Origin of the sequence: Candidatus Pantoea deserta (genome assembly GCF_003813865.1) — a bacterium.
Classification (GTDB): domain Bacteria; phylum Pseudomonadota; class Gammaproteobacteria; order Enterobacterales; family Enterobacteriaceae; genus Pantoea; species Pantoea deserta.
In genome coordinates this window covers 104,126-122,557 of sequence record NZ_RMVG01000012.1, presented here as the reverse complement: position 1 = coordinate 122,557, position 18,432 = coordinate 104,126, and the positions used below count along the sequence as shown (strand labels likewise).

Genomic DNA, 18,432 nt, shown 5'->3' with positions numbered 1-18,432 from the left:
CATTACTTGCTATGCGTGGTCAATCGCTGTGCATCGGCGGCGGGCATCACAACCAGCGCGCGGCTCTCACGACCTGCATTTTTCAGATTTTCCGCAAGTTTGCGCATCATCAGCGCATTGTCGCGCGCATAGGGCGAAGACTGAATCTGCTGATCCAGCAGCTGGCTGAGATGCCAGTCAAGCTGCTGAAGATCGCGCGCGCTGACGTTTTCCGGCAGCGAACGCTGTAAATTCTGCATCAGCCAGGCGCGTAAAAACTCGCCGTCATAATTGCGCGGCTGATAGAGCATCTGATAGGCGCGCAGCGCGTTGCGGCTGTATTCATTATCCTCGCCCCGGTCGTTACGCAGCAGGTTAGTGATCTGCTGCGCCACGCGCGGTAATAGCAAAGACTTTAGCGCATTTTGATAAAGCGCCCAGGCCGCATCGCTGACCTGATTGCCGCGATAGAGTCCAGCGCGCATAGTAACTGGCGGATTATCAAGGGAAAAATGGTCTGAAAGCGGCAGCTTCACCAGATTGTTTAAAAAGGGAAGCAGGTCAAAAATATTATCAGCCGGCTGATGAATAACCTGCTGACTCTGGGCGGCAATCGCCGGTATGCGATCCGCGACCTGGCTCAGGTAGCGCTGATTCTGGAAAAAGCTGATCAGCCACAGGCCGGAGGCAATGGCCAGCCCACCCGCCAGCACGCCATAGCCAATCCAGTGAAACAGCTGATTCCGGTACTCCCAGCGGCGGTTGCTGCCCGCCAGACCGCTCTCGCGAAACACCAGATCGCTGAGCAGGTCGCGGATAAAAAAGCTCTGACCTTTATTGCCGGGTATCGGACTATTGCGGTTGACGCTGTCCCAGGCGGCAATCGTCTGGCCGCTCGTCTGAGGCAGCTGGAGCTTACGGCTCAGCTCGCCCATGATGCGGTCGAAGGGCAGCCCCTCCTGGGTGCCGCTGGTAAAAAAGAGTCCACGCGCGCTCCAGGCCACCGGCTCCTGCTGGCTGGAGAACACCACGTCGAGATACTCATTGAGCAGCGGCCGCAGCGAGGCGAACTCCTGCGGAAAGAGAAAGCAGTCGGCGCGCTGGCTGAGATCGCGCTCCTGCGCCATCTTATGGCCGAGCTGCTGTTGCAGCTGCTGCTCCAGGCGATGAAACTGCTGGTTGAAGCTGCGATGCCACTCATCTTTGTGCGATTTAGCCGGCTCCCAGGGAAACGTAAAGCCCCACACCGCGTCGCGCTGCCGCTTCTCCAGCGCGCCGAAATAGCCCATAAAGCCTTTCAGCAGGTCCGTTTTGGTGACCATAACGTAGACCGGAAAGTGAATGCCGGTCTGCTGATGCAGTTCGCTCATGCGGCTGCGCATGGCGTTCGCCTGAGCGAAACGCGTCTCGGCGGATTCGCTCAGCAGATCGGCCACGCTGAGCGTCATAATCACGCCGTTAATAGGCTGGCGTGTGCGGTAGCGCTTCAGCAGGTTGATAAAGCTGCGCCACTCGCCCGCATCGCGCGCGCGCTGGCTCTCCTGAAGGGTATAGCGTCCGGCGGTGTCGATCAGCACCGCGCGATCGGTAAACCACCAGTCGCAGTGGCGCGTGCCGCCGACGCCGCGAATGGCCGTCTTGCCGACGCTGTCGGTCAGCGGAAAATCGAGTCCGGCGTTGAGCAGCGCGGTGGTTTTACCCGCGCCCGGCGCGCCCATCACCAGATACCAGGGCAGCTGATAAAGGTAGTTGGACTGAAAACGCGCCAGCCAGCGGCTGTTGCTGTTGCGGTTAAAGGGCGTGCGCTTTAGCTGACCCAGCGCTTCGCTAAAGCGCTGGGTCAGCAGCTCTTCCGTAGCCTGGCGGTCAGAGAGATCTTCCGGGCTGCTCTGCTGTAAATTCGTCAGCAGCTTGCTGTTGAACCAGGCGCGATAAAGCGACGGAATAAACTGAAACAATACCCAGACGAAAAACAGCAGGCCCACCGTTAGCTGACGCGGCAGCGCCGGCTCCAGCGGACGGGTTTCGCCCCAGCTCCACAGCGGGCCGAGGATCCAGATCAAACAGCTCAACGCGGTGACGCCGATAAAGCTCCACAGCAGGCGATGCGTCAAAACAGGGCGTAAGGAGGCGCGCATTACTGAACTCCCTGATGATTACTGAGCGTTTCCGGCGCGGCGAACAGGGTGATTTCGACGCGACGATTACGGGTCCGGTTTTCGCTGCTGTCGTTGGGCAGCAGCGGGTCGCTGTCGCCGCGCCCTTCCGAGCGAATAGCGTGGCCGTCAGCAAGCTGCGTCTGTAACAGCTGGGTGACCGCACGGGCGCGGGCAAACGAAAATTCATAGCTGGAGGCGAAACGGCTGTTGTCTACGGGGCGATCGTCGGTAAACACCGACACCAGCACCGAGCCTTTGACGTTTTTCATGGCGGTGGCGACGCGCGCCAGCAGCGCGCGGCCGACCGGATTAATCGCGGTGCCCTGTTCGGCGAAGAGCTTGTCGGCGGGAATAATGACCTTACTGCCAAAGGCGCCGTCGCTGACTTCGAGCTGACCCGCGGCGATAACATCGTTCAGCCGCTGGCGCAGATCCAGCAGCGCCTGAGGCGAAGAGGGGCGGCGGCCAACGGTGATCTGCGGCAGCGGCGTCTGATAAATCGCGCGCAGCAGCGGTTCGGCATCATTGCCCAGCCGCCAGTTAAGGGCGCTATAGAGCAGGCAGGCAATCAGCGCGGCCACGGTGGCGCATGCCCACAGCGGGATCATCGGGCGCGAGACGCTGCTCACCAGCGGATGCACCTCCACCAGCGGTTTTGCGCTCCCGCCGAGCGGCGCGCGCGTCTCGTCAATCAGTTTCGCCAGGCGTTTGCGAATGGCGTCGCACTGTACGCGCCCGCTGTCGCTGCCGCGATAGCGTCCCTCGTAGCCGAGCAGTAAACAGTAGTGCACCACCTCCAGCAGCCAGAGGTGCTGAGCGGGACTTTGTGAAATGCGCGACAGCAGCTGAAACACCTTTTCGCCGCCCCAGCTTTCGTTATGGAAGGTCACCAGCATACCGTTGCCGGACCAGACGCCGCGCGTGCCCCATGGCGTCTGCGCGGCAGCCTCGTCCAGCGCGCTGCACAGACAGTAGCGCGCGCCGATGATGGTCTCAAACGGCAGTCCGGCCTGCTTGCAGCGCTGTTCGAACTGGCGGATTTCATCAATCAGCGACTGGCGCAGGCCAGCCGGATCGTCATGCGTGACCGCCTGACGGAGTTGCACCACAGCGTTAAGCAGCGGCGCCGCAGCCTGCAATAAAAGATTATCGTTGCCCGAGGCGTTAACCTCAGAGGCCTGCGATTCCTGATTCATTAACGGGGATTCTTCCAGACAAGAACAAATCCCTGAGTGGCGAGCTCAGGGATTACATACAGGCAATATGCGCCAGATTTCATTATCAGTCTAAGATCCAGGTCGCGGTATCGTTGGTGCGGCACGCCTTGCTGGCGCCGCCCACGTCGACGCAGACCTGCTTATTTTTACCGCGCGGGCGAGGGCGGTCGCTGCGCAGCGTTGCCTCGTAGCGGCTGCTTTCGACGCCGGCCTTCAGCGGAACATAGCCAATCAGCGGGCCGTCAGGCTGATCGGCAATCGCCAGCCAGTGATTTTCGACGCTGCCCAGCACGATAAAGGGCTTACCGTTTTCCAGATAACGCACGATTTTGCCGCCGTAATCCGGCGTGGTCATTACCGACGCCGCATAGAGCGCGCGCCAGCTCTCATTGATCGGCGTGAACTCGGCAGGCGCGGCGACGGCATGACGATGAACTAACTTAACGCCATTGACTTCGCTGGTGACCAGCGTGTCATCGGTGACAGACGGCGGCGGGGCTTTACAGCCTGCCAGGGTCAATATCGCCAGCAGCATCAACGTAAGACTCTTTTTCACCATGTTCCTCGATTTCATCAGAGTAACTGCATGATACGGGGCTTTCTTCATCTCGCGATGACCTGCGCGCGGCATCATGCGTTCACAGCAGCAGCTAAAAAAAAACAGAAAAATTACATCAGCATAATACGACGTTAAGTCTACCTAAGACTTTTAAGATTTCAAAACATTGCGCTCACTATGAAGCCATGCTAGCCGCCGCAAAACGCGTTGCGTAAAAATGACAAAAAAAGCCGCTGTTTAGCACAGTTAAAACAAATTTATTAATTCGCGTCATAACCTGATGAACTAAGAGGAAGGCTATTCTGTCATGCACTACCACTAATAGGAAATTATTAAATTTTTTTAATTTCTCCTGCCGCGTACGCCTCTCGAGGATCTCCCGCTCAGACGCTATTTTTCAGAATATCCGGGTGAGGGCAATCACACTCTTTGCTGAAAACGGCACGGCTTTTGCTTATTTTGCCTGATAAAACGGCTCAGGGCACAGAGAGGACACTATGACCGACGCGCTGGCGTATCTACAGGCATCGCGCGACAGCGACATTGCCAGTCTGCAACGGCTGCTGCACACCGGCCAGCTGATTGCGGCGCTGAGTGAGTTAATCCATCAGCTTCAGCGCGAGCGCGGCGCCAGCAATATCTGGATCTGCTCGCAGGGACGGCTGTTCGTCCAGGAGCGCGACGCGCGCGAACAGGATGTCGGCATCGCCTCGCAGCGCTTTATTGAGGCGCTGCCGCCGGCGACGGCTCATGCGGGCGACAGCCGCTTCTGCAATTTGATTGCCGCCGCGCTACAGGCGCTGGCGGCGCTGCCCGCGCTGCGCCATCGGCTGCTGGCGGGAGAGAGCGACCAGGCGCAGACGATGCAGGCCTTTGACCAGATCATTCGCACCCTGCTCAATCTGGTGTTTGAGGCGGCCGACACCGCCAGCCATCCCGATATTTCCCGCGCGCTGATCGCGCTGTTCAGCTTTATGCAGGGCAAAGAGCTGGCGGGTCAGGAGCGGGCCACCGGCTCGGCGGGCTTTGCGGCCGGCTATTTCAGCGAGGCGCAGCGTCAGCGCATGGTGGCGCTGATCGCCGCGCAGGAGAAAAGTTTTGCCACCTTTAGCCAGTTTGCCGACGCCGATGCGCAGGCGCGCTGGCAGGCTTTTGCACCCGCCAGCCGCGAAGTCGAGCGGCTGCGGCGTATCGCCTGCACCCTTGAGCGCGCAGAGGAGTCGGGCACGCTGCGCTGGTTTACCTTGCTCAGCGCGCGTATCGATCAGATGAAAAGCCTGGAGGATCGCCTGACCGCGACGCTGATGGCCCGCTGTGAGCAGGCGATACGCGATGCGCAAAGCCAGGCCGCACAGCCGACGCTGGCGGCCGATAACAGCTTCAGCCTCTATATTGCGGGCGCCGACTGGCTGGCGGGGGAAGCCACCGCGCTGCACAGCGACGGGCTGGCGCATCAGCTTGGGCGTTCGGTGCTGTCGCTGGTGCGCGAACAGGCGCAGCGCTTACAGCGCCAGGCTGAAGAGCTGGCGACGATGCGCGCCAGCCTGAACGAGCGACGCGCCATCGAACAGGCGAAAGCCTGGCTGATGCAGCAGCACGGTTACGATGAGCAGAGCGCATGGCAGGCGCTGCGCAAAAGCGCCATGAACCAGAACAAACGCACTATCGATATTGCCCAGGCGGTGCTGGCGGTCGCGGCTATGTCGCAGCCGCCTGCGCCGCGCTAAGGCGGGCCGGGAACCGGCCGCACCGCCTCTGCGGCGACGGGCTCTGACCTGAGCGGGCCGGGGGTGTCCTCGCGCAGTTTTGCGCGATTTTTAGCGACTACCTCCTGAGAGGTAGCTGCACAATGGCTGTGCGCGCATTGCGTTAGCAAAGTGCAGCCGACTGGCTTAGCTGCGTCAGAATGCGCGGCACAGCGGCCTGGATAACCTGGCACGCTCCTTGCTGTATCTTCAGGGTATTCGCACTTCTTTCGCCAACGGCGGTGAAACAGTGCTTTGGATAAAGGCGTCCATCCGCATGCGCAGGCATGTCGGTCGGACGCCTTTTTTTATTCTCTTTTTTCAGGAAGCCAGCGATGAGCCAGACCTCTTTTTCCGCCTCACGGCGCAAACTGTTACTCGCCAGCGCCGCCGTCGGCGGAGCCTGGCTGCTGCCGGGACTCCGCAACGCCGTCTGGGCCGCCGGCTCCGACGCGCCGGAGAAGGCCAGTCTGCGCGTGGGCTTTATTCCGCTTACCGACTGCGCGCCCGTGGTCATGGCGGCGGTAAAAGGTTTTGACAAAAAATATGGCCTGACCCTCCAGCCGAGCAAAGAGGCGAGCTGGGCGGCGGTGCGCGACAAGCTCACCGCGGGCGAGCTGGACGCCGCGCATGCGCTGTACGGCATGATTTACGGCCTGCAACTGGGCGTGGCGGGGCCGCAGCACGACATGGCGAACCTGATGACGCTGAATAACAATGGCCAGGCGATCACCCTCTCCAGCCAGTTAAAAGCGCAGGGCGTCACCGATGCCGCCAGCCTGAAACAGGCGGTGGCGGCCCAGCCCAAAGGCAGCTTTACCTTTGCGCACACCTTTCCCACCAGCACGCATGCCATGTGGCTCTACTACTGGCTGGCCGAGGCGGGCATCCATCCCTTTGATGACGTGCGCACCGTCGTCGTGCCGCCGCCGCAGATGGTGATGAATATGAAAATCGGCAATATGAGCGGCTTCTGCGTGGGCGAACCCTGGAACCAGCGCGCCATCAGCGACAACATCGGCTTCACCGCAGCCACCTCGCAGCAGATCTGGCCGGATCATCCGGAAAAAATCCTCGCCACCCGCGCCGAGTGGGTTACGCGCTACCCCAACAGCGCCCGCGCGCTGACCGCGGCGGTGCTGGAGGCGGCGCGCTGGATCGACGCCTCTGACGATAATCGCCGCGAAACCGCCGCCGTGCTGGCGCAGCGCGCCTGGATCAACACCCGGGTCGAGACGCTGGAAGGGCGCATGCTCGGTCAGTACCAGAACGGTCTCGGCAGCAGCTGGCAGGATGCTCACCCGATGCGCTTCTTTCGCGACGGCGCGGTGAGTTTTCCCTGGCTCTCTGACGGCATGTGGTTCCTGACGCAGATGAAGCGCTGGGGCCTGCTCAGCGCCGAGCCTGACTACCTGGCGGTGGCGCGCCAGATCAACCGTATCGACATCTACCGCCAGGCGGCCAGCGCCGTCGGCGACGTCGCGCTGCCGCAAAGCGACATGCGCAGCAGCATCCTGACTGACGGCAAAACCTGGGACGGCAGCAATCCTGCCGCCTATGCCGCCAGCTTCGCCATGAAACGTTAAGTGAGGCAGAGATGAAAAAAGCAGCTCAGGTTAGGGTGCCCGCGGCCGTTGAGCCAGGCACCGTCGTGACCCTCGACATCACCCCGAAAAGCGCCGTGCGTCCGGCGCGCCTTCGCCCGCTGATGCAGCGGCTGATCCCGGCGCTGTGCGGCGGCCTGCTGATGCTGCTGGTGTGGCAGATCGCCGCGCTGTGGAGCAGCGGCTTCCCGACGCCCTGGGCCACCTGGCAGGCGGCGCTGACGCTGTTCGCCGATCCCTTTTATAACGCCGGACCCAACGATCAGGGGATCGGCTGGAACGTTCTCGCGTCGCTACAGCGCGTCGCCACGGGATTCGGCCTGGCGGCGCTGGTGGGTATTCCTGCGGGCTTTTTGCTGGGGCGCTTCACCTTTGTCTCGCGCATGTTCAGCCCGATTATTGCGCTGCTGCGCCCGGTCAGCCCGCTCGCCTGGCTGCCGATTGGCCTGCTGCTGTTTCAGCGCGCGGAGCCAGCCTCCAGCTGGACCATTTTTATCTGTTCCATCTGGCCGATGGTGATCAACACCGCTGAGGGCGTACAGCGCATTCCTCAGGACTACCTTAACGTGGCGCGCGTGCTGCAACTCTCGGAGTGGACGGTTATGCGCCGCATCCTGTTTCCCGCCGTGCTGCCCGCGGTGCTGACCGGGGTTCGCCTCTCGATTGGCATCGCCTGGCTGGTGATTGTCGCCGCGGAAATGCTCACCGGCGGTCTCGGTATCGGCTTCTGGATCTGGAACGAGTGGAACAACCTCAATGTGGAAAACATCCTGATCGCCATTCTGATCATCGGCGTGGTGGGACTGTTGCTGGAGCAGGGCCTGATGCTGCTGGCCCGCCGTTTTGCCTGGGATAAATAAGGAGTCGCTATGTCACCCATTATTCGCGTTCAGCAGGTAAGCCAGCGTTTCGCCGCCGCGGGCGGCGACTTTCTCGCGCTGGATAATGTCTCCTTTGATATTCATGAAGGGGAAACCCTTAGCCTGATTGGCCACTCCGGCTGCGGCAAATCAACGCTGCTCAATCTGATTGCCGGGCTGACCGCGCCGAGCAGCGGCGTGCTGCTGTGCGATAACCGCGAAATCGCCGGGCCTGGCCCGGAGCGCGCGGTGGTGTTTCAAAATCACTCGCTGCTGCCCTGGCTCACCGCCTGGCAGAACGTGGAGCTGGCGGTGCAGCAGGTGTTTCGCGGCAAGATGAGCAAAGCCGAAATGAGCGAGTGGATTGAGCACAACCTGAACCGCGTGCAGATGAGCCACGCGATGCACAAGCGTCCCGGCGAAATCTCCGGCGGCATGAAGCAGCGCGTCGGCATTGCGCGCGCGCTGGCGATGAAGCCGCGCGTGCTACTGCTCGACGAGCCGTTCGGCGCGCTTGACGCCCTGACGCGCGCCCATTTGCAGGACAGCGTAATGCGCATCCAGCAGGAGCTGAATACCACCATCGTGCTGATTACGCACGACGTTGACGAGGCGGTGCTGCTCTCCGATCGCGTGCTGATGATGACCAACGGTCCGGCGGCGAAAGTGGGCGCGATCCTTGATGTCGATCTCGCCAGACCGCGTTCGCGCGTCGCGCTGGCGGACGATGCGCGCTATCACCATCTGCGTCAGCAGATCCTGCACTTCCTCTATGAAAAACAGACCACGGCAGCCTGAGGAGCGGCATATGAAGCAACGACTGCTGGTGGTGGGCAACGGCATGGCGGGGATGCGTCTGGTGGAGAGCCTGCTGCGCCTCGCGCCGGATCGTTATGCCATCACGGTGATCGGACGCGAGCCGCAGGGCAACTACAACCGCGTGCTGCTGTCGCCGGTGCTGGCCGGAGAGAAACGCTTCGAGGAGACGCTGATCCCGACGCACGACGGCTACGCGCGCCACGGCGTCACGCTGTGGGAAGGCGAAAGCGTGCGGCGCGTCGATCTGGCGCCGCGCCTGCTGCACACCGACCGGCGCACGCTGGCGTGGGATCGACTGGTGTTCGCCTGCGGATCGCGGCCGCGTTTACCGGCCATCGCCGGCATCGACCGGCCGCAGGTTGTCAGCTTCCGCACAAAGCAGGACGTTGATGCGCTGCTGGCGGGAAGCGGAGCGGTGGTGGTGCTGGGCGGCGGTTTTCTTGGCATCGAGGCCGCCGCCGCGCTGTGCGCTCGCGGGCGCGACGTCACGCTGCTGCATGCTAAAGCCTGGCTGCTGGATCGCCAGCTGGATGCGCAGGCCGGCGCGCTGCTGCGTGCGCAGCTCGGCGCGCGCGGCCTGCGCATCGAACTCAACAGCGGGCTGGCGGCGATCGCTGACGGCTACGTTCAGCTTGCCGATGGCCGCACGCTGCCCGCCGCGCAGGTCGTTATCGCCACCGGCGTCGAGCCGGAGATCGCCGTCGCGGCCAGCGCAGGGGTGCCCTGTCGGCGCGGTATCCTGGTGGATCGCCAGCTGCGCAGCGCGCTGCCGGACGTCTACGCGCTGGGCGAGTGCTGCGAAATCAGCGGCGAAACCTTTGGTCTGCTTGCCCCCTGTCTGGCGCAGGCAGAGGTGCTGGCGGCGCAGCTGGCTGGTTGCCCGGTAGCGGATTTTCACGCGGAGGACGTTGGCACGCGCCTTAAGGTGAGCGGCATCTCGCTGTTCAGCGCGGGCGACATCGGCGAAGGCGAGAGCTGCGTCAGCTTCGATCCGCTTTCTGGCGACTACCGCCGCCTGTTTCTGCGCGACGGCCGCCTGCGCGGCGTTTTGCTTTATGGCGACTGTCAGCAGGCCGCGCCGCTGCTGGCCCGGCTACAGGCGGGCGAGCGCGCGGATGTACACACCCTTTTTAATGATGAACCCGAATCGCAGCCGCTGGCTGGAGGAAGTCCGATGATGAGTAAACCGGTATTAGCCGTGATCGGTCACGGCATGGTCAGCCACCATTTTCTCGAACAGCTGGTGGCACGCGAGCTGCATCAGCACTATCACATTGTGGTCTATGGCGAAGAGCAGCAGCCCGCCTACGACCGCGTGCACCTCTCTGCCTGGTTTGACGGCAAAAGCGCCGCCGATCTGTCGCTGGTCAGCGAAAACTTTTTTGCCGCGCACGGCATTGAACTGCGCAGCGGCTGTCGGGTGGTGGCTATCGATCGCCAGCAGCGCAGCCTGCGCGACAGCCGCGGCGACGAGCTGGCGTGGGATAAACTGGTGCTCGCCACCGGCTCGCGCGCCTTTGTTCCGCCCATTCCCGGCCACGATGACCCCCACTGTTTTGTCTATCGCACGCTGGACGATCTCGACGCGATCGCCGCGCGCGCGCGCCATAGCCGTCGAGGCGTGGTGATCGGCGGCGGCCTGCTGGGACTTGAGGCCGCCAACGCGCTGCGTCAGCTTGGGCTGGAGACGCATGTCGTGGAGTTTGCGCCGCGTCTGATGGCGGTTCAGCTCGACGACGGCGGGGCGCAGATGCTGCGGCATAAAATCGACGCGCTGGGCGTGCAGGTGCATACCGCAAAACAGACGCAGGCGATTGTCCGCGAGGCGGATGGCAGCCTGACGCTGCACTTTGCCGACGGCGCCACGCTGAATGCCGATCTGCTGCTGTTTTCGGCGGGCATCCGCCCGCGAGATGAGCTGGCGCAGCAGGCGGGACTGACCCTCGGACCGCGCGGCGGCATAGCGATCAACGATTTTTGCCAGACCAGCGACGGAGATATTTACGCCATCGGCGAGTGCGCGCTGTGGAACGGACAGATCTTCGGCCTGGTCGCGCCGGGCTATCACATGGCGCGCGTGCTGGCTGGCCATTTCGCCGCGGAGAGCAGCGCCTTTAGCGGCGCGGATATGAGCACCCGACTCAAGCTGCTGGGCGTCGAGGTGGCCTCCTTTGGCGATGCCCATGGCCGTACGCCAGGCAGTCAGAGCTACTACTGGACCGATGAACCCAAAGGCATTTACAAAAAGATCGTGGTGTGCGGCGAGGGCAAAACCCTGCTTGGCGGCGTACTGGTAGGCGACAGCGGCGACTACAGCACGCTGCTGCAAATGATGCTCAACCAGATGGCGCTGCCTGACGCGCCGGAAAGCCTGATCCTGCCCGCGCTGGCGGGCGCGCCGGCCAGGGCGCTGGGCGTGGCGGCGCTGCCGGAGAGCGCGCAGCTCTGCTCCTGCCACAACGTCAGCAAGGGCGACATCTGCGCGGCGGTGCGCGGCGGCTGCGGCGATATGGCGGCGGTGAAACAGTGCACGCGGGCGGCCACCGGCTGCGGCGGCTGCTCGGCGCTGGTGAAACAGGTCATGGAGCTTCAGCTGGCGGACCTCGGCGTCGAGGTAAAAAAAGACATCTGCGAACACTTCCCCTGGTCGCGCCAGGAGCTTTACCACCTGATCCGCGTCGGCGAGATCACCAGCTGGGACGCGCTGCTGGCGGCGCACGGACGCGGCCACGGCTGCGAGGTGTGCAAGCCGCTGGCGGCCTCGCTGCTCGCCTCCTGCTGGAATGACTATCTGCTGAAACCCGCGCATCTGCCGCTACAGGACACCAACGACCGCTACTTCGCCAATATCCAGAAAGATGGCACCTATTCCGTGGTGCCGCGCGTGCCGGGCGGGGAGATTACGCCGCAGGGGCTGATCGCCATTGGCGAAGTGGCGGCCCGTTACGATCTCTACACCAAAATCACTGGCGGCCAGCGCATCGACCTGTTCGGCGCGCGCCTTGAGCAGCTGCCTGACATCTGGGAGCGGCTGCTGGCGGCAGGGTTTGAGACCGGCCACGCCTATGGGAAATCGCTGCGCACGGTAAAATCCTGCGTCGGTTCCAGCTGGTGTCGCTACGGCGTACAGGACTCCACCGCGTTCGCCATCGCGCTGGAGCATCGCTACAAAGGGCTGCGCGCGCCGCACAAGATTAAAATGGCGGTATCAGGCTGCACGCGCGAGTGCGCCGAAGCGCAGAGCAAAGACATTGGCGTTATCGCCACCGAGAAGGGCTGGAACCTCTACGTCTGCGGCAATGGCGGCATGAAGCCGCGCCACGCCGATCTCTTCGCCAGCGATCTCGACAGCGACACGCTGATCCGCTATGTCGATCGTATTCTGATGTTCTACGTGCGTACCGCTGACCGTTTACAGCGCACCAGCGTCTGGATGGATAACCTGCAAGGCGGTCTCGACTATCTGCGTCAGGTGGTGATCGAGGACAGCCTTGGCCTTGCGGCGGCGCTGGAGGCCGAGATGCAGCTTGTGGTTGACCGCTACCAGTGCGAATGGCAAACCACGCTGGCCGATCCGTCGCGCCGCGCGCTGTTTACCCCCACGCTCAACAGCGAGCAGCCCGACGAGACGCTGCACTACGCGCGGATACGCGACCAGCGCCAGCCCGCGGCGCGGGGGCGCATTCCGCTGTTGCAGCTGCCCGCCGACCCCTGGAACATGCTGTGCGAGCTGGAGGCGATACCGCCGCAGGCGGGCATCGGCGCGCGCCTCGGCAGCGAGCGCATCGCGCTGTTCCGCTTCGGAGATGAACTCTATGCGCTGGAAGATCGCGAGCCGGGCAGCGACGTCAGCGTGCTGTCGCGCGGCATACTCGGCGACGTTGCGGGCGAACCGGTGGTGATTTCACCGCTGTATAAACAGCGTGTGCGCCTGCGCGACGGGCAGAGCCTGGATGATCCGCAGCACCGGCTGCGCTGCTGGCCGGTGAAGCTGGAGGCAGGGCGTATCTGGGTGGCAAACCGGCCGCTGAATCTGATGGCGGAGGCATCATGAAAACCACCTGTCCTTACTGCGGCGTGGGCTGCGGCGTCAGCGTGCAGCCCGACGGCGGCATCACCGGCGACGCGACCCATCCGGCCAGCTTTGGGCGGCTGTGCGTCAAGGGCGCGGCGCTGGGCGACACTCTGCACAGCAGCGGACGGCTGCTGGCGGCGCAGGTTGACGGCAAACGCGCGGCGCTCAGCGACGCGCTGGACAGCGCCGCCGCCCGGCTGCGCGCCATTATCGACCAGCACGGTCCCGGCGCGGTGGCGATCTACGCCTCCGGCCAGCTGCTCACCGAAGATTACTACGTTGCCAACAAACTGATGAAAGGCTATCTCGGCGTCGCCAATATCGATACCAACTCCAGGCTCTGCATGGCCTCGGCGGTGATGGGCTACAAGCGCGCTTTTGGCGCGGACGCGGTGCCCTGCTGCTATGAGGATTTCACCGAGGCGGATCTGGTGGTGCTGGTCGGCTCCAACGCCGCCTGGACGCACCCGGTGGCCTATCAGCGGCTGGTGCAGGCGAAGCAGCAGCGCCCGGCAATGCGCGTGGTGGTGATCGATCCGCGCCGCACCGCCAGCGCCGACCTGGCGGATCTGCACCTGCCGCTGCGGCCGGGCAGCGATGGCGCGCTGTTCAGCGGCCTGCTGAACTGGCTGGCGCAGCACGACGGCATCGACGACACCATGCTGCCGCATCTGAACGGGGTGGAGGAGACGCTAACGGCCGCGCGGCCCTGGACGCTGGCGCGCGCGGCGGACGCCTGCGAGCTGGACAGCGAGCGGCTGGCAGAATTTTATCAGCTGTTCAGCCAGCGCGATCGCGTGCTGACGCTGTGGTGCATGGGCATTAACCAGTCGGCTGCCGGCAGCGACAACAATAACGCCATCATTAACGCCCATCTGCTGAGCGGCAAGACAGGGCGCGCGGGCTGCGGACCCTTTTCGCTGACCGGCCAGCCTAATGCGATGGGAGGCCGGGAAGTGGGCGGACTGGCAACCCAGCTGGCGGCGCATATGGGTTTCAGCGAGGCGGAGTGCGATCGCCTTCAGCGCTTCTGGCAGAGTCCAACGATAGCGCGCCAGCCCGGCCTGACCGCCGTGCCGCTGTTTGAGGCGGTGGCCCGCGGCGAGGTAAAAGCGGTGTGGATACTGGGCACCAGTCCGGCAGTGTCGATGCCGGAGGGCAACCGCGTCATCCAGGCGCTGGCCGCCTGTCCGCTGGTCATCGTCTCTGAGGTGACGGCGAACACCGATACCACGGCGGTCGCCGATATTCTGCTGCCCGCGACCGGCTGGGGCGAAAAAAACGGCACCGTAACCAACTCGGAACGGCGCATTTCGCGCCAGCGCGCCTTTATCCCGCCGCCCGGCGAGGCGAAGCCGGACTGGTGGCTGCTGGCGCAGGTCGCGCAGCGGCTCGGCTTCGGCGACGCGTTTGGCTGGCAGCACCCGGCGGAAATATTTCGCGAGCATGCGGCGCTCTCCGGTTTCGAAAATAACAGGCAGCGCGCTTTTGACATCAGCGGGCTGGCGCAGCTCAGCAACCAGCAGTGGGATCGGCTGACGCCGGTGCAGTGGCCCGTCAACGCGCGCTTTCCCCAGGGCTGCGCCCGGCTGTTCGGCGATCGTCGCTTCTTCCACGCTGACGGCAAAGCGCGCCTGATCCCCGGCGCCGCGCCTGCCGCCGCGCAGGTCAGCGAGGCGTATCCGCTGCTGATGAACAGCGGACGCATTCGCGATCAGTGGCATACCATGACGCGCACCGGCGAGGTGCCGCGGCTGATGCAGCATATCGATGAACCCTTTGTGGCGCTGCATCCCGTTACGGCGCAGAGACTGGGGCTGGCCAGCGGCGATCTGGCGCGGGTGCAGTCAGAGCTGGGCTGGCTGGCGGCGCGCGTGCGTCTCGACAGCGGTATGCGTCTGGATGAGCTGTTTGCGCCGATGCACTGGAGCCGCCAGTTTGCGTCGCAGAGTCATGTTGATGCGCTGGTCAAGGCGCGCGGCTGTCCGGTTTCCGCGCAGCCCGCCTTTAAACAGACCCCGGTGCGCATCCAGCCATTGCGTACCCGCTGGCAGGGCTGGCTGTGGCAGCGCGCCATCCATCCTCCGGCAGACGTTCAATACTGGGCGCGCGCGCCACAGCAGGGCGCGCAGCGGCTGACGCTGGCAGGCGACGGCGCCGCGCGCGACTGGGCGGAGGCGCAGCTGGCGACGCAGGGGATGCAGTGCCAGCAGGCGCAGGGCGCCAGGGGCGAGTACCGGCTGCTGGCATGGCGCGACGGCGAGCTACAGCTGGCCTTTTACGCCGCGGCGCGCTGGCCGATGCTCGACCACGCCTTTATCACCGCCGCGTTCCGCGAACCGCCGACGGATGCCGCCGGACGCTTCGCCCTGCTGGCGGGCCGCGCCGCGCAGGGCAGCGCGCCCGGCCGCATTATCTGTAGCTGCTACGGCGTGGGCGAAATGGCGATTAAACAGGCCATTGCGCAGGGCTGCGCCTCGCCTGCGGCGCTGGGGGCGGCGCTCAGATGCGGCACCAACTGCGGCTCCTGTCTCCCTGAACTTAAACAACTGCTACTCACGCCGGTCACGGCGTAACGGAGATCCTTATGGCCCATGCCATCGATTCACTGGATAAGCTGCTGTCAACGGGCAGCAAAACGGGGCGCGTCTGGCTGGTGGGCGCAGGGCCAGGCGATGTGGAGCTGCTGACGGTCAAAGCGCTGCGGCTGCTGCGCCAGGCGGAGGTGGTGGTCTATGACCGGCTGGTGAGCGAGGCGGTGATGGCGGAGGTGCCGGCGGCGGCGCTGTGCATCGATGTAGGCAAACAGCCTGGCCAGCACGGTCTGAAGCAGCAAGAGATTAATCAGCTACTGGCGGATCTGGCGCGCGGCGGACGCGAAGTGGTGCGCCTGAAAGGCGGCGATCCCTTTATCTTCGGCCGCGGCGGCGAAGAGCTGGCCTTTCTGCGCCAGGCGCAGGTGCGCTGCGAGGTGGTGCCGGGCATTACGGCCGCGGTGGGCTGCGCGGCGGCCAGCGGCATCCCGCTGACGCACCGCGACTGCGCGCAATCGCTACGCCTGATTACCGGGCACGGCAGAGCGGGGGAGCCGCAGCTGACCGACCGGGCTTATGCTGACCCCAGCCAGACGCTGGTGTTTTATATGGGGCTGCGCTGGAGCGCGTCGATCGCCGCTCAGCTTCAGCAGCAGGGCCGCGCGGCGGATACGCCGGTGGCGATTATCGAGAACGGGACGCGGCCGGAGCAGCGCGTATTGATCACCTCGCTGGCCGGACTGGCGCAGACGGTGGCGCAGCAGCAGCCGGTCTCGCCGTCGCTGCTGATCGTGGGCGAGGTGGTGCGTTACGCCCCGGTGGGGCAGCGGGCAGACGCCGTCGCGCAGGCTTAAACCGCCCGACGCTGCGCCTGTGAAAGCGACGCCACCAGCACCCTGACGCCCAGCGCCTCAAAGGCGGCGATCTGCGCCGGGCTGATGCCGTCGTCGGTGATCAGATAGTGAATATGGCTCCAGTCGCAGGGCAGCGCAAACATCGATACCTTGTCGATTTTGCTGGAATCCGCCACCACATACACGGTACTGGCGGAGTTAATCATCGCCATCTTAACTTTGATGTCCGTTTCGCTGGGGAAGCTCAGTCCCAGCCGCGGAGAAATGCAGGCGGTGGCGAGAAACAGTTTCTCTGCCAGCACGTTTTCAAAGAAGTTCGCTGCTTTTTCGCCAGAGGTGGAGAGCGTCGGGAATTTAAAGGTGCCGCCGGTCAGCAAAATATTAATGCCCGGCTCACCGCCGAGCTTCAGCGCGATATTGACCGCCGTGGTCACCACCGACAGGCGGCGAATATGACCGATAGCTTCGGCAATGGCCGTGGTGGTGGTGCCTGAATCGAAAATCACCGTGTCGCCATTTTCGATATGCTGCGCCGCCAGACGACCAATCGCCTCTTTCTCTTCCAGGTGCGTTTGTCGCTCCAGCAGCAGCGCGCCGGTATTTTGCTTACCGGTCATCAGCGTGGCGCCGCCGTGGTAGCGCTGCACAAACCCCTGCTTTTGCAGCATTCTGAGATCGGTTCGGATGGTCGCCTCGGTCAGGCCGAAGGCCTCGGTCAGCGCCTTAACCGTCACCGTTCCGTCTTCGCGGATCATCTCCAGAATTTTATCGCGGCGCTGCTGCATATCGGCAAGCTGCTCAATTTTGCTTTTCAATCGAAATGCTCCCTCTTTTCATCCACGGCCATTTCCGGCGAAGTGATGCCTGTCGCTGAGTTTACCCCGCACTTTTCGTGAATGCGAGATGGTGCGGCGGCCTTTTTATTTTCGAACGAAAACGATAGCGAGCTATGTCATTGTTTGCACAAGGGCAACTTAGCGCCTTTGTCCATAGCTGAGACAGGGGTTAACGACGATTATATGCGAAAACAAGGGGATAAAAATAATTTCAGCGAGGTGTATGAAATTTGATCTCACCCACATACCATTGCGATTCGATAGCTTATATTTTTGTTCGAAAATGAACCTTTGCGCTGAAGCCCGTAAAAATCCCTCCTGACAGAGGCGGGCCGCCAGTCACACACAGGAGAAAAGAATGAGCAGCGAATATGACGTAAATCTGCGCTACGGCGTCAACAGCAATATGGATCTAGGCGGCAAAGTGGCGGTGGTGACCGGCGGGCTGGGCGGTATCGCGATGGCGAGCAATGAGATGCTGCTGGCGAAAGGCGCGCGCCTGGCGCTGCTCTACCCGCCGTTCGAGGCGGACAAGGTGGCCAGCCTGCGCGACGGCTTTGACGAGGGCAGCGCGCTCTTTGTGCAGTGCGACGTCACCGATCCCGCTTCGGTAGAGCAGGCGTTCGAGCAGGTGGTGCGCCACTACGGCCAGATCGACATTCTGGTCAACTGCGCGGGCTATGTCATGCTCCAGCCGGTGCTGGAAACCGACTTTGCCGAATGGCAAAAACAGATTGCCGTCAACCTGACCGGACCTTTCCTCTGCTCTCAGGCGGCGGGCAGGCATATGATCGCGGCGGGCAACGGCGGCAAAATTATCAACATCGCTTCGCAGGCCGCCTCTGTCGCCATCGACAACCATGTGGCCTATACCTCTGCCAAAGCCGGCCTGCTTGGCATGACCAAAGTGATGGCGAAAGAGTTTGCGCCGCACCGCATCAACGTCAATACCCTGTCGCCGACCGTGGTGCTGACGCCGATGGGCGAAAAAGCCTGGCGCGGCGAGAAGGGCGAGCAGATGAAAAAACTGATCCCCTTAGGACGTTTCGCCTACACCGATGAAATTGCCGCCGCCGTGCTGTTTTTCGCCAGTAACGGCAGCGACATGATCACCGGCGCCGACCTGATGATTGATGGGGGCTTCACCATCTGGTAATGCAACACCACACCCGTAAAGCGTCACGACCCTAC

Annotated in this window: 12 protein-coding genes; 8 read left to right on the top strand and 4 right to left on the bottom strand. The window is 63.2% G+C overall.

Annotation, left to right across the window (positions count from 1 at the left end):
• Nucleotides 1–2: 2 nt before the first annotated feature.
• The 3 genes from tssM to BBB56_RS15495 all read right to left on the bottom strand — a co-directional run bounded on the left by tssM (nt 3) and on the right by BBB56_RS15495 (nt 3,914).
• Nucleotides 3–2,117 carry a type VI secretion system membrane subunit TssM gene (gene tssM / locus BBB56_RS15505; RefSeq protein WP_123801833.1) on the bottom strand — a complete coding sequence of 705 codons (2,115 nt, stop codon included), beginning with the start codon at nt 2,115–2,117 and terminating at the stop codon, nt 3–5.
• A complete protein-coding gene (gene icmH, locus BBB56_RS15500) occupies nt 2,117–3,334 on the bottom strand; it encodes a type IVB secretion system protein IcmH/DotU (RefSeq protein WP_123801832.1) in 1,218 nt (405 codons plus the stop codon). Before icmH ends, tssM begins: the two co-directional genes overlap by 1 nt.
• Nucleotides 3,335–3,419: 85 nt before the next feature.
• Entirely contained in the window at nt 3,420–3,914 is a 495-nt protein-coding gene (locus tag BBB56_RS15495) for an SH3 domain-containing protein (RefSeq protein WP_199756249.1), read from the bottom strand.
• Between the two features lie 497 nt (nt 3,915–4,411).
• Here BBB56_RS15495 and BBB56_RS15490 point away from each other — a divergent pair, with 497 nt between their 5' ends.
• From BBB56_RS15490 to cobA, 7 genes are all read left to right on the top strand, one after another.
• Complete coding sequence (locus tag BBB56_RS15490; RefSeq protein ID WP_123801831.1) at nt 4,412–5,641, top strand: nitrate regulatory protein; 1,230 nt, start codon at nt 4,412–4,414, stop codon at nt 5,639–5,641.
• Between the two features lie 353 nt (nt 5,642–5,994).
• Complete coding sequence (locus BBB56_RS15485; protein ID WP_123801830.1) at nt 5,995–7,245, top strand: CmpA/NrtA family ABC transporter substrate-binding protein; 1,251 nt, start codon at nt 5,995–5,997, stop codon at nt 7,243–7,245.
• 11 nt (nt 7,246–7,256) lie between these two features.
• The gene (gene ntrB, locus BBB56_RS15480; protein ID WP_123801829.1) at nt 7,257–8,123 is read left to right on the top strand and encodes a nitrate ABC transporter permease; all 867 of its coding nucleotides are present in this window, start codon (nt 7,257–7,259) and stop codon (nt 8,121–8,123) included.
• A 9-nt stretch (nt 8,124–8,132) separates the two neighbouring features.
• The gene (locus tag BBB56_RS15475) at nt 8,133–8,921 is read left to right on the top strand and encodes an ABC transporter ATP-binding protein (protein WP_123801828.1); all 789 of its coding nucleotides are present in this window, start codon (nt 8,133–8,135) and stop codon (nt 8,919–8,921) included.
• 10 nt (nt 8,922–8,931) lie between these two features.
• Entirely contained in the window at nt 8,932–12,996 is a 4,065-nt protein-coding gene (nirB, locus tag BBB56_RS15470) for a nitrite reductase large subunit NirB (protein ID WP_123801827.1), read from the top strand.
• Nucleotides 12,993–15,593: a nitrate reductase gene (locus tag BBB56_RS15465; protein ID WP_123801826.1), complete on the top strand. Its 2,601-nt coding sequence runs from the start codon at nt 12,993–12,995 to the stop codon at nt 15,591–15,593. Before nirB ends, BBB56_RS15465 begins: the two co-directional genes overlap by 4 nt.
• Nucleotides 15,594–15,604: 11 nt before the next feature.
• The gene (cobA, locus tag BBB56_RS15460; RefSeq protein WP_123801825.1) at nt 15,605–16,405 is read left to right on the top strand and encodes a uroporphyrinogen-III C-methyltransferase; all 801 of its coding nucleotides are present in this window, start codon (nt 15,605–15,607) and stop codon (nt 16,403–16,405) included.
• On the opposite strand, the gene BBB56_RS15455 is transcribed toward cobA, so the two are convergent.
• Complete coding sequence (locus BBB56_RS15455) at nt 16,402–17,220, bottom strand: DeoR/GlpR family DNA-binding transcription regulator (protein WP_123801824.1); 819 nt, start codon at nt 17,218–17,220, stop codon at nt 16,402–16,404. The genes cobA and BBB56_RS15455 overlap by 4 nt on opposite strands.
• Before the next feature lie 379 nt (nt 17,221–17,599).
• Here BBB56_RS15455 and BBB56_RS15450 point away from each other — a divergent pair, with 379 nt between their 5' ends.
• Nucleotides 17,600–18,397 carry a GolD/DthD family dehydrogenase gene (locus BBB56_RS15450; RefSeq protein WP_123801823.1) on the top strand — a complete coding sequence of 266 codons (798 nt, stop codon included), beginning with the start codon at nt 17,600–17,602 and terminating at the stop codon, nt 18,395–18,397.
• Nucleotides 18,398–18,432: the final 35 nt, after the last annotated feature.